The following is a 13,295-nucleotide window of genomic DNA, read 5'->3' on the forward strand; positions in this document are numbered from 1 at the left end:
ACGGATTAGGAGCTGATGAGGATTCAGCTCTTTTTCGTTTCAAATATGTACATATTAGTTTATAGACCAACGTTTACAAAGAAATTTAACGTATTAAAATTTAATGTAAATCCTAAATACTATTTCAAAAAGTCACATCAAAAGGATGATGTGACTATTTTTTGTTATTCAGTATGTAATCCAGCAAATATTACCCTTAATCCATATAGAAATTGTTCTTCAAAATCAAAACTATATTGATACTGTTCACCAAAAAATGAAGTAAATGCAGTTACTTCCTCTGGAGTGTATGTAAACTGTTTTGCACGATGTTCATCTGCTATAAATGACAAAACATAATTGTTAAAAAGGTTACCAGCAATTAAACAGTTTTTATCAGATACACCATATTTAGTCAAATTTTCTAAAGTGAATTTGACTGCTTTTAATCTACTCGGTGTAGTTGGCATTGATTGCGCAAAAACTTCTACTGCATCTCGTGTCTTTAATAAAACTCTACGTACTTCAAATGCAAGAGCTGTTAAAGCTTCTTTTGCATCATCTAATTCTTCAGGAAGGACAATTTCATTATTTAGGTGCTCAGCAATTAAATCATATAAAGCCTGTTTATCTTTAATATGCCAATATAGGGACGCGGCTTTGATCTCAAGTTCCTTTGCCAAAGTGCGCATCGATAAATTACTTATTCCGTCACGATTCAAAATATCAAGTGATGCTTTTACAATTGCTTCTTTCGTTATCGCCATAAATTCTCTCCAAAAATTTAATAATTGTCATTGACTCTAACAGTGTTAGATGTTAATCTAACGATGTTAGATAACTAACGTTGTTAGACGTATTTGTTCTCTTATTGTACTAGAAATAGTAACTACTTTAAAGCTCAAACAAATTACCTATTTGCTAAATCAAATAAATTTAAATAATAAGATCTGTGAACAATGATTGATAACATTAAAAAGAGTTAGGGTGGATATGATGATGAAAAATATGCGCAAGAAAAAAGATGTTGGTATTTATGGCTTTACAGCAAAATGGTATGATAAAAATTCTCGAAAAAGTCGTCTAGCACAAATGCAAGAATATGCAACCGAAATTAAATCGTTAGTTCATGAAGGTGCTAGGATTTTAGAAGTAGCTCCTGGACCAGGATATCTATCTATTGAGCTTGCAAAAATGGGTTTTGATGTAACAGGAGTAGAGTTAAGTCCAGATTTTGTTAACATTGAAAAAAATAATGCAAAGGAAGCAAATGTTTTAGTAGATTTTAAAGAAGGTAATGCATCAAATCTACCATGTGAAGATAACACATTTGATTTTATTGTTTGCAGTGCAGCATTTAAGAATTTTATGGATCCATTAAAGGCACTTAAAGAAATGTACAGGGTATTAAAGCCAGGTGGTACGTCACTTATAATTGATATGAATTTTAACGCAACTGTTCAAGATATTGAAGGTGAAATTAGAAAAACTGGAATGAAGGGGTTTGATAAGTATTTTGTAAAATTTGCATTTAAAACTTTCTTGAAAAAAGGTGCTTATACAAAAGAAAATTTTGAGATGTTTTTAAATGAAACTGAATTTAAGAATTATCACATTAAGCAAGAGGATATTAGCTTATATGTATATCTTTCTAAATGATCAGGTTTATTTACCCATTTAAATTCTAGATTGATATAATAAACAGATAGTATCTTAGAAAGTTGGAATCGGTTTGAGAAAATATCTTCTTTATATTTTGTATTTTAAGCTTACATGGGATCTCATTCATTTAGTATATAAGGCTTGGGGAGAGAATAAAACGCAAACTCTAGGTTTTGATACTATTTCAATCTTCATCGATTTATTTATTATTTTGATTTTATTAAAAACAAAAAAGTCTAGAAAAAGCTTAACAAAATTTAAGCATTTCCATAACGAGGCTTTAAATTGTGATGACAGAAAAGAATATGAAAAAGCTCTCCAAATAAGAGAAGAAGCTCTGAATTTGCACTCACTATCTGATTTACAACGTGCAGAATTATATGTTGGTAATGGAGGAACATATTCTTATTTAAAAGATTATGAAAATGCTACCAACAGTTTCGATAAAGCTTTTGAGCTAGTTAAACTAGAAAAAATACCTTACGATGAGCAATATAAAGTAATGATTGATTGCTACGTAAAAGCAAATCGAAAAGAAGATGCAATAAAATTAGTAGAAGAATTGTTAGAAAGACAATCTTACAATAAAAAATTCAAAAGGTTGCAGCCTATAATGGATCAATTATTAACTTAATTTTACTAGTAGAATTCCATTTTAATAGAGAAAATTATAAAAAGTCGATTCCTTAGGTGGAAATCGACTTTTTTAATATTACTTATCATTTATTATTCATAAAATTTTGTTTCTCTAAATATTCTAGAACTGTTTGAGAATATTCATGATGAGATTCTTGTGTATACTTTGCAATCGTATAAATTTGTGCTAAGTTCTTTAATCCTAGTCGTTCTGTCATTTCTTTAAGCTTTGGAACGTCCATGTAACGTTGCCAGCCTTTTTCATTTCTTTCTTTATAGATTTCAAGAATATCTTCATCTGAATAATCATTATATTGTTCATAATGTACTAGACCTTGTCTTGGAAGGCGGTCACGTAAAGCTGGATTTTCTTTAGGATAGCCTAATGAATATCCTACAACTGGTACTACATTTGGTGGTAAGTTAAGTATTTCTCCAATTTGATTGCAATTTGCAAGTGTAGAGCCCATATAACATAAACCAAGACCAGCATTCTCTGCTGCTAATGCACAGTTTTGAGATGCCAATGTAGCATCAATGGCACCAATCATAAAGCTCATGAAATTATCAAAATGTACAGGTGCATCATTAAGCGTAAGCCATTTTCTCATTCGATTAAAATCCACACAAAAAGTTAAAAGTATAGGTGCATCAATTACCATTGATTGCTCCATATGAGCAGAATATAATTTCTTTCTAATTTCCTTGTCTTTTGTAACAATAATCGAATAAGATTGCATATTGCCACTTGAAGACGCACGAATTCCTGCATCTAATATTTGATCTAACAGTTCTTGGCTTACTTCCTTATCTTCATATTCTCGTATTGATCTGTGCCCATGTAGTACATCGGTAAATTCCAAAGCTTTCACTCCTCATATTAAAAAGATTTCATTAGAAATAATAAAAATATACAAAATTTCGACAAATAATATGAATTTGTAATTATTTCTGAATAATCAAATTATAAAGTAAACATATCATAAAAAAACGCTACCGTACATAAATTTGTGCTTTTTAAAAATTTTTAGTAAAAATTACTCAGTTTAACATTTTTTTAGAATAGTAGAGGTTTGGGACAATGTCTAAATATGTCAAAAAATATTGCTAAGTAGATTAAGGGTTAATAGAATGATTTATTAAATTAATGAGTAAATTGATTAATTAAAATATAAACGATATGACTTTAGAAAAATTGGTAGAAACTAGTAATAGATGTGCCTATATGATTAGGAAGCTAAGGAAATAAATTGAATATAAAAAAGAAAGTAAGCTCAGCATACTATTTTATACTGAACTTATTTTCTCAACTTTTTTATCAATCAAGTTTTTTATTCTAACTTTAAATTCTTAAATTCAATTCGATATAAATCACGACGTCGATCACGTAATTGACGGACTGATCCCGTATTTCGTGAACGTCTTAATTTTTCAAGGTCAACATCTCCGACTACGACAGTATCAACATTTGCATCACATTCACCAACAATGCCATCTCTTGCGAAGCCAAAATCAGAAGGGGAGAAAATACCAGATTGTGCATATTGAATGTCCATGTTCTGTACATGTGTTAAGTTCCCAACTGTTCCTGCGATACAAGTATATACTTGGTTCTCAATCGCTCTTGCTTGAGCACAATATCGAACACGGAGATAACCTTGGCGATCATCGGTACAAAATGGAACGAAAATGATATTTGCACCTTGATCGACTGCAATACGAGCAAGTTCTGGAAACTCGATATCGTAGCATATTTGGATAGCGATTTTTCCACAATCGGTATCAAAAACATGGATTTCGTTTCCTTCTGAAATTCCCCACCATTTTCGCTCATTAGGAGTTGCATGAATTTTTAATTGCTTTTCAATCGTACCATCACGTCTAAATAGATAAGCAACATTGTAGATATTACCGTCTTCTTCAACGAAGTGAGATCCCCCAACAATATTGACATTGTAGCGTACAGCAAGTTCTGTAAACAGTTCTATATATTGCTCAGTATAAGTTGCAAGCCTACGAACAGCCTGATCAGGACGTTTTTCTTCCAGAAAAGACATCAATTGTGTTGTAAACAACTCTGGGAAAACAGCAAAATCTGAACCGAAGTCGGCGGCGACATCAACATAATACTCGATTTGCTTCGTAAAATCAGAGAATGAATCGATTTTTTTCATCATGTATTGTATTGCGCAAATTCTAACCGGAAATGAAGCACGATAAACACGTTTAGATTTTGGAAGATAGTCAATATTACTCCATTCCATCAAAGTGGCAAATGAATCTGATGCTTTATCATCCGGTAGGTAACGAGTATTAATACGTTTAATAGTAAAACCTTCCATTAATTGAAATGATAAAACGGGGTCATATATACTGTGTTTTTCTACTGCAGCTACATACTCACGTGGTGACATTTCATCTCTATGTTTATGATAATTTGGGATTCGACCACCAATGATAATGCTTTGAAGATTTAATTGTCGAGCTAATTCCTTTCGCGCTTCGTAAAGACGATGACCAATTTTCATACGACGGTATTCTGGATCAACCATAACTTCAATACCATACAAATTAAATCCATTCGGATCATGATTTGTAATATAACCATTATCAGTTATGACATTCCAAGTGTGCTGATCGTCATATTCGTCGAAGTCAACCATTAAACTTGAACAAGAACCAATAATTTTATCTTCATATTCTACACAAAACTGGCCTTCTGGAAAAATGCGAATATGACTTTCTAATTGTTCACGTTTCCATCCTTCCATACCAGGAAAACAACGATTTGATAACTTCATAATTTCACTTATATCTTCCATACGTATATTTCGAACTTCAATTTTCTTCTCATATTTTGACATATCTGTCTCTGACATAATCTCACGTCCTAAATATAAATGTCTCGTTTACTAAGAGACCATTACTGGTCAATGGCATTCGATTCTAACAGTTAGGATACCCACAAATTACCTTTTCAATATAGTATAAAAGAGAAGAGGAATAAATTTTTATTACAACTGATTTAATGAAAATTAAAAAGGAGCCAAATTAGTCGGCTTTTTTTTAAATAGTTAAAAAAATTGAATTAGATGCTTTAGAGTAGTTACTTATATGCAGCTCATGAGAAGGTAAAACAGCAAAAATCTAGAATATAGTTACTCATAAGAAGCTCATGAGGAAGTAAAACAGCAAAAATCTGAAAATATCTAACCCATAAAAAGTTCATACGTAAATAATAAAAATCAATAATATTATTATGTAAACTAAATAACCTACATTAACTTCATTTCACTATTTAACTAATCGTAGGACATTGACTACATACAAAAAATGCTTTAAAATTATCTTTAATTCAAGATAGTTGAAAGGGGTTGATATGAATTGAATCAAAATGAAATTTCAACTAATTCGCTCCAGTTATATTCTGAAATTTGTAAAGCAAATCGATTTTTGACTGATGCTTCTATTAATAATATTAAATGTTTTGGTTTGAATTTAACTGAGTTTGCAGTCTTAGAATTGCTTTATCATAAAGGAGATCAGCCAATTCAACAAATTGGAAAAAGGATATTAATCTCAAGCGGAAATATGACGTATGTTTTAGATAAATTAGAGGCCAGACGATATATTAAACGGATTCATTGTCCAAAAGATCGACGAGTCATTTATGCTGCTTTGACAAAAGAGGGGAGAAGCGTAATTAGTTGCATCTTTCCAGCTCATAGTGAAATGATTCATAACTTATTTTCTCAATTAAATTCAGTGGAAAAAGATATGTTAATCTATTTATTAAAAAAGATCGGATTAAGCAACAATCAACCTCAATGTTGAGATAAATCAATTCGAACTAAATGGGATTAAAAGCTGTCGGTTGACGGCTTTTTTTGCTTAGAGTGGAAATAATATTAATAGACTAATTGTTAGAAGAGGGATAAATAGATGGAAGTAAAGTTTGAAGGGAAATCAATTATTATTACAGGTGGTGCGAATGGAATTGGAGAGGGTATTGCACTTGCATTTGGAAAATTAGGTGCAATTGTTTTTATAGCTGATGTGAATGAACAAAAAGGTAATAGAGTTGTACAGAAAATTGAAGAAAATGGAGGCAGAGCAATATTCCTTAAGACTGATGTTAGTAAAGAGGAAGACATCATAAATCTTATTCGCAATGTCATTGATAAAATTGGTAAACTTGATATTTTAGTTAATAATGCAGGAATTTCCGCTTTTAAGCCATTTTTAAGTTTAACAACAGATGAATGGGATCATGTAATAAATACTAATTTGAGAAGCGTTTTTATTTCATCAAGAGAAGCTGCTAAAGTGATGAAAAATGGTGGAAGAATAATAAATATGGCATCAACGAGAGCGATTATGTCTGAGCCAAATTCAGAAGCTTATGCAGCATCAAAGGGTGGAATTGTATCAATTACCCATTCATTAGCAGCATCGCTTCAGCCAAATGGTATAACAGTAAACTGTATTAGTCCAGGATGGATTCAAGTTGATCAGAATGAAGAATTAAAAGAAACTGATCATCTTCAACATTGGTCGAATCGAGTAGGCAAGCCTGAAGATATTGCTAAAGCTTGTATTTATTTAGCTGATCCAGAAAATAACTTTATCAATGGTCAAAATATCATCATTGATGGTGGCATGACTAGAAAGATGATCTATGAAGAGTAGAAAAGCAAGGAAATTAAATTTCCTTGCTTTTTTTATTCGTTACTGATTCGTTTTACCTTACTTTCTTGTATCCTTGTTCTAAAAATATATCTTAATAAATAGGGTACAACAATAAATATGAATAGTGTTCTAAATAGTTGATAACACATAATGACAGTTATGTCTGCGTCTACTTCTTTTGCAATTAATGCCATTTGATCCATTCCACCAGGGGCTAAACTTAGTAAGGCACTAATATGATCAATAGGGTGAATATGTGTTAAAAATATACTAGATAAAAGCGAAAATGTTAATAAAACGACTCCACTTAAGACTGAAACTAAAACTATTTTTAATTTGTTAGTTAAGTTTTCTGGTTTCAATAATAAGCCGATATAACTTCCCATCATTAGCTGTGAGCAATCTAAAATAACAGATGGTAATGCAGGTCCATGTATTCCAGATAAATTAAGGATAATGGTAGCGATCATTGGTCCTAATAGCAATGCAGTAGGAAAATTTATTTTCTTCCCTAAAACTCCAAGTAGTGTACAGAAAATAGCAAAAATAATGATGTTTGGAAATAAGCCATGCCAGCTTGCTGATGAGTGGTGAATGGCTTCTGAGATCGAACTTTTATGTACATTAAAAAATGGACTGAAGATTAATAATGGAACCATAAAAATAATCATCATAAGCCTGGAAATTTGTAAGAAAGTGACAATTGTAAAGTCAATATCTTTAATCTCTTCTGCAAGAGTAATCATTTGACTTAGACCACCAGGAATACTACCTAATAAAACTGTTGGATAATGTATTTTAAATACTTTAGAGATTACGATCGAAATGATTATTGTAAAAAGGATGAGTAGAAAGGTCATCAATATCATAGAAGATAATTGATGTCCAATTTGAATAAACGTAGAAGATGTAAATGATAGCCCAATTGTGTAGCCGATTATGATCATGGCTGTATCTCGAATTTTACTTGACCAATACAATTTTATCCCTTTTATTTTAGAAAGTATAAGTACAAAAAACATTGGTCCAAGTAGCCATGGGATTGGTAGTTTAATCAATTGAAATAAAAATCCACCAATAATTGCAATAATGAAAGTAAATAAAAGTTGAATCCATTTGTTATCGTTGTATTTTATTACCATCGTTTCACTTCTTTTCAAATTATAAAATTTTAATGTATAGATCATGTTTACATTTATTCATCGCGCTTGTTATGTTAATATCATTATTGACCTTAAGTTTATGGTATGCAAGGATTTTGCTCGGTTAGTTTTTAGAATATTTAACAGGATAGCGAAACTAATCGGCGGATATATTAAAGATAGTAAATAGTTTACAATTTTTAATTTGAAAACCCTTGCAAATTTTAATTAGAAAGGACTAATTGAATTGGCTAAACAACAAATAGGCGTAATTGGTTTAGCAGTAATGGGAAAAAACCTAGCTTTAAATATTGAAAGTAGAGGTTTCTCAATTTCTGTATATAACCGATCAGTAGAAAAAACAGAAGAATTTTTAAAAGAAGCAGAAGGTAAAAATGTAGTTGGAACATTTTCAATTGAAGAATTTGTAAATTCTCTTGAAACACCTAGAAAGATACTAATAATGGTAAAAGCAGGTGGCCCAACTGATTCAACAATTGAAATGTTATTACCTCATCTTGATCAGGGTGATATTTTAATTGATGGTGGAAATACATACTATAAAGACACTCAAAGACGAAACAAAATGTTATCTGATAGCGGAATTCATTTTATTGGAACAGGTGTTTCAGGTGGAGAAGAGGGAGCTTTAAAAGGACCTTCAATAATGCCTGGTGGACAAAAAGAAGCATTTGAACTAGTAAAACCTATTTTTGAAGCGATTGCTGCAAAAGTTAATAATGAACCTTGTACAACATATATTGGACCAGATGGTGCTGGTCATTACGTAAAAATGGTTCATAATGGAATTGAATATGGTGATATGCAATTAATCTCAGAAGCTTACTTTTTATTAAAAAATGTACTTGGCTTAACTGCAGACGAATTACACCATGTATTTAGTGATTGGAATAAGGGTGAACTTGATAGCTATTTAATTGAAATTACAGCGGATATCTTTACTAAAACAGACGAAGAAACAGGTAAACCACTTGTAGATGTTATTTTAGATAAAGCAGGACAAAAAGGTACTGGAAAATGGACTAGTCAAAGCACACTAGATTTAGGCGTTCCTACTTCTATTATTACTGAGTCTGTATTTGCACGTTTTATTTCTGCGATGAAGGATGAAAGAGTAAGAGCAAGTAAATTATTATCAGGTCCATCAACTAGTACATATAATGGTGATAAAGAGCAACTGATTGAAGACGTGCGTAAAGCTCTATATATGAGTAAAATTTGTTCATATGCTCAAGGATTTGCTCAATTAAGAGCTGCATCTGATGAATATAACTGGGATTTACAATATGGTGATATTGCAATGATTTTCAGAGGTGGATGTATTATTCGAGCGGCTTTCTTACAAAAAATTAAAGAAGCTTACGATTTAGATGCTAATCTTTCGAACCTTTTACTTGATCCATATTTCAAAGAAATCGTAGAAAGTTATCAAGGTGCTTTACGAAAAATTAGTGTAGTAGCGATTGAAGCTGGTGTACCAATTCCATGTTTCTCTGCTGCTTTAGCTTATTTTGATAGCTATCGTACAGAAACACTTCCTGCAAATTTAATTCAAGCACAAAGAGACTATTTTGGTGCACATACTTATGAACGAATTGATAAAGAAGGTAAGTTCCATACTCAGTGGACATAATTTTTAAATTTGTTTTTAAAAATATAAAAAAGTTACCCCCTCGATATTTTGAGGAGGTAACTTTTTATTTATATAAATCGTTCTTAATTTTCATTTAATCGATCAGTAACAGGCCACCATTTATGACCATCAACTGTCAATAAAGTATCAGCTTCGTTTGGACCCATTGAACCAGATCTATAATTTGTGAGTGGTGCTAAATTATTGTCCCAAGCTTTTGAGATGACATCAACAAAGCTCCAAGAATATTTTACTTCATCCCAATGAGTAAAGTTTGTTCCATCACCTAACATACAATCATAAATTAATCGCTCGTATGCTTCTGGTGTATTAATACAATCAACGCAATTATTATTAAATGTTAATTGAATTGGCTTAGTGTAACCTTCATCTGAACCAGATCTTTTTGCATTTAATTGCAATGTAATTCCTTCATCTGGTTGAATATGTATAATTAATAAATTTGGAGACATTGTCTCTTTTGTATTGTAATAAAGATTCATTGGTATATCTGAGAATTGAACAATAATCTTAGTAGATTTTGTCGCCATTCTTTTTCCTGTTCGAATATAGAATGGTACACCAGCCCATCTAAAATTATCGATAAAAAGTTTGCCCGCTACAAATGTTTCAGTTTGAGACTCAGGTGCTACATTGTTTTCGTTTCTATATGCTGGAACTTCTTCACCATTCATTACACCAGCATCATATTGTCCGCGAACAAAGTAATCTTTTACTTCATTTTCATCAATTTTACGAAGAGCTTTAAATACTTTAACTTTTTCACTACGAATTTCTTCAGTTGTTAATTTGATCGGAGGCTCCATAGCAAGTAGTGCCGCCATTTGAAGCATATGATTCTGAACCATATCTTTTAAAGCTCCCGAATTCTCATAGTATTTTCCACGGTCTTCAACACCAAGAATTTCACTAGAAGTAATTTGGATATTTGAAATAAATCGATTATTCCATAGTGGTTCAAACATTGCATTTGCAAAACGGATTACTTCAATATTTTGAACCATTTCTTTACCTAAGTAATGATCGATACGGTAGATTTGATTTTCTGAAAATGCTTCACGAATTTCATCATTCAATTCAATTGCACTCGGTAAATCATGTCCAAAAGGTTTTTCGATGACAATTCGACTCCAACCTTCTGTATCAGCCAATCCATTTTGTTTTAACTGTTTAGCAATTGTTCCGAAAAATTCAGGTGCCATTGCAAGGAAGAAAACACGGTTACCAGGAATTAAATAATGATTATCCAAGTTTGTTAATAAATTTCCTAATTCTATATATGAAGACGGTTCTAATACTTCAAATTGATGGTAATAAAAATGAGATAAAAAGCTTTCAATCTCAGTCTCAGATGAAGCAATAGATTGAATTGATTTTTTTACAGTTTCACGAAACTCATCATTTGACCAAGGTCTTCTACCTACACCGACAACTGCAAAACCTTCATCAATTTTTTGACTTAAAAATAATCTATATATTGAAATAAAAAGCTTTCTTTTTGCTAGGTCTCCTGTTGCTCCAAAAATAACAATAACTGCTTTTGGGTTTACTTTAGTTTTCAATTAATTTACCTCACTTCTTAAACATAAATTACTAACTTATTTTAGTAATAATCAAGGTTGATTATACAAAATATGTAATATCGCTTTCAAAAAAATTTGAAAGCATTTTCATTAATTATTAAAAAATAAATTAAATTTCCAAATTATTCATCTTATATCATAAACAAAACGAACAGATTCGTAAATAAGAGTCTTGATAATATTTAACTTTTTTCTCTTTATTCCTTGTAAACAAAGGGGTTTTAAATGATTTGGATAATGCAAGTTTTTTCTTAATTTAAATAGTTATATGTAATTATTTGGTTAAAAATTAAAAAATAATTAAAAAAAAGTAAGAGGAATTTGTCAAAATCTCAGTTTTTTAGTAGAATTGTAATGTACCTTAATAGACATTTGGAAAATAAAGTAAAATTGAAATCTTAATGATTTCTGTTATACTGTTTTTTATAACCTTTTTTGATTGTAAATTCAGAATATAATCAAAAAGTAAATTATGGAAATGATGGGTAATTTATGAGAGTTCCATCGATATCTTAATAAGCCAAGTAGTGCTTAAACCATTTAAAAAAATTTAAATGGTTTTGTTATTTTTAGTAAATTAAAAAACTTGGCAAAATTCTACTACAAGGGGGACTTTTATTATGAAAAAAATTGGCTTAGCTTGGCAAATATTAATTGGTCTTGTTATCGGGATCATTGTAGGCGCAATTTTTTATGGAAATCCAAAGGTTGCTGACTATTTACAACCAATTGGAGACATCTTTTTACGTCTGATTAAAATGATTGTAATACCAATCGTTGTTTCAAGTATTATTGTGGGTGTTGCTAGTGTTGGTGACACAAAAAAACTTGGCCGTTTAGGCGGAAAAACGATTCTGTACTTTGAGATTATTACAACAGTTGCAATTTTAATCGGATTACTAGTAGCGAATATCGTTAAACCAGGCGCTGGTGTAGATATGAGTATTCTTCACAAAACTGATATAAATACTTATGTTGAAACAGCAAAAGAAGTGAAAAGTCATGGCTTTGCAGATACATTTGTAAATATCGTACCGCCAAATATTTTTTCAGCTTTTGTTGAAGGAAACATGTTAGCAATTATCTTTTTCTCAGTACTGTTTGGTCTTGGGATCACAGCGGTAGGAGAAAGAGGAAAGCCAGTATTAGCATTTTTCCAAGGAACAGCTGATACAATGTTTTACATTACAAATCAAATTATGAAATTTGCTCCATTTGGTGTTTTTGCATTAATCGGTGTTACAGTATCAAAGTTTGGATTAGAATCTTTAATTCCATTAGGAAAATTAGTCATAACTGTTTATATTACAATGGCATTCTTTATCGTAGTAGTATTAGGCTTAGTAGCTAAAATGGTAGGAGTTAATATATTTAAGTTCATTAAATTAATTAAAGATGAACTGATCTTAGCATATTCTACTGCGAGTTCTGAAACAGTTTTACCTAGAATTATGGAAAAAGTAGAAAAATTCGGAGTACCAAGATCAATTTCTTCATTCGTTATTCCGACTGGTTATTCATTCAATCTTGATGGATCAACTTTATATCAGGCATTAGCAGCAATTTTCATCGCCCAAATGTATGGTATTCATTTATCAATCACTGATCAAATTTCACTTATGTTAGTTCTAATGGTCACTTCAAAAGGGATCGCAGGTGTACCAGGCGTATCGTTTGTTGTATTATTAGCAACATTAGGTACAGCTGGAATTCCAGTTGAAGGTTTAGCATTTATTGCAGGTATTGACCGTATTCTAGATATGGCTAGAACTGCAGTAAACGTAGTAGGTAACTCTTTAGCAGCAGTAGTAATTGCTAAATGGGAACGCGCATTTAAACCAGAAGTGGTGAAGAATGATAATAACGTTGCTATGTAACGTATAATATAGGAAAGATATTTTAAATTTAACTCTCAAATAAATTAACTAT

General features: G+C 31.1%; 11 protein-coding genes. 6 read left to right on the forward strand and 5 right to left on the reverse strand.

Annotated features, from left to right (window positions below; translation table 11 throughout):
- Positions 1–164 precede the first annotated feature (164 nt).
- Positions 165–746: a TetR/AcrR family transcriptional regulator C-terminal domain-containing protein gene (locus BED47_RS01975; protein ID WP_069032139.1), complete on the reverse strand. Its 582-nt coding sequence runs from the start codon at positions 744–746 to the stop codon at positions 165–167.
- Between the two features lie 232 nt (positions 747–978).
- Here BED47_RS01975 and BED47_RS01980 point away from each other — a divergent pair, with 232 nt between their 5' ends.
- Positions 979–1,638 (forward strand): class I SAM-dependent methyltransferase, encoded by a 660-nt coding sequence (locus tag BED47_RS01980; protein WP_254664520.1) that lies wholly within the window; start codon positions 979–981, stop codon positions 1,636–1,638.
- A 73-nt stretch (positions 1,639–1,711) separates the two neighbouring features.
- A complete protein-coding gene (locus BED47_RS01985) occupies positions 1,712–2,275 on the forward strand; it encodes a tetratricopeptide repeat protein (protein WP_084006714.1) in 564 nt (187 codons plus the stop codon).
- A gap of 85 nt (positions 2,276–2,360) precedes the next feature.
- Here the strand turns inward: BED47_RS01985 and BED47_RS01990 are convergent, their stop codons facing one another.
- Together BED47_RS01990 and BED47_RS01995 are read right to left on the reverse strand one after the other, a co-directional pair.
- Positions 2,361–3,140, reverse strand: a complete 780-nt coding sequence (locus BED47_RS01990; RefSeq protein WP_069032141.1) for a nitroreductase family protein — start codon at positions 3,138–3,140, stop codon at positions 2,361–2,363.
- A gap of 468 nt (positions 3,141–3,608) precedes the next feature.
- Complete coding sequence (locus tag BED47_RS01995; RefSeq protein ID WP_069032142.1) at positions 3,609–5,156, reverse strand: bifunctional GNAT family N-acetyltransferase/carbon-nitrogen hydrolase family protein; 1,548 nt, start codon at positions 5,154–5,156, stop codon at positions 3,609–3,611.
- A gap of 505 nt (positions 5,157–5,661) precedes the next feature.
- Between BED47_RS01995 and BED47_RS02000 the strand changes: the two genes are divergently transcribed.
- Together BED47_RS02000 and BED47_RS02005 are read left to right on the forward strand one after the other, a co-directional pair.
- Entirely contained in the window at positions 5,662–6,111 is a 450-nt protein-coding gene (locus BED47_RS02000; protein ID WP_069032143.1) for a MarR family winged helix-turn-helix transcriptional regulator, read from the forward strand.
- Positions 6,112–6,219: 108 nt separating this feature from the next.
- Positions 6,220–6,966: an SDR family NAD(P)-dependent oxidoreductase gene (locus BED47_RS02005; RefSeq protein ID WP_069032144.1), complete on the forward strand. Its 747-nt coding sequence runs from the start codon at positions 6,220–6,222 to the stop codon at positions 6,964–6,966.
- A 32-nt stretch (positions 6,967–6,998) separates the two neighbouring features.
- On the opposite strand, the gene BED47_RS02010 is transcribed toward BED47_RS02005, so the two are convergent.
- Positions 6,999–8,108: an AbrB family transcriptional regulator gene (locus BED47_RS02010; protein WP_069032145.1), complete on the reverse strand. Its 1,110-nt coding sequence runs from the start codon at positions 8,106–8,108 to the stop codon at positions 6,999–7,001.
- Positions 8,109–8,355: 247 nt separating this feature from the next.
- Between BED47_RS02010 and gndA the strand changes: the two genes are divergently transcribed.
- Positions 8,356–9,762: an NADP-dependent phosphogluconate dehydrogenase gene (gene gndA, locus BED47_RS02015; RefSeq protein WP_069032146.1), complete on the forward strand. Its 1,407-nt coding sequence runs from the start codon at positions 8,356–8,358 to the stop codon at positions 9,760–9,762.
- 83 nt (positions 9,763–9,845) lie between these two features.
- Here gndA and zwf read toward each other — a convergent pair whose 3' ends face one another.
- A complete protein-coding gene (gene zwf / locus BED47_RS02020; protein ID WP_069032147.1) occupies positions 9,846–11,345 on the reverse strand; it encodes a glucose-6-phosphate dehydrogenase in 1,500 nt (499 codons plus the stop codon).
- Between the two features lie 641 nt (positions 11,346–11,986).
- Here zwf and BED47_RS02025 point away from each other — a divergent pair.
- Entirely contained in the window at positions 11,987–13,243 is a 1,257-nt protein-coding gene (locus BED47_RS02025; protein ID WP_069032148.1) for a cation:dicarboxylate symporter family transporter, read from the forward strand.
- Positions 13,244–13,295: the final 52 nt, after the last annotated feature.

Origin of the sequence: Gottfriedia luciferensis, assembly GCF_001712755.1 — a bacterium.
Classification (GTDB): domain Bacteria; phylum Bacillota; class Bacilli; order Bacillales; family Bacillaceae_G; genus Gottfriedia; species Gottfriedia luciferensis_B.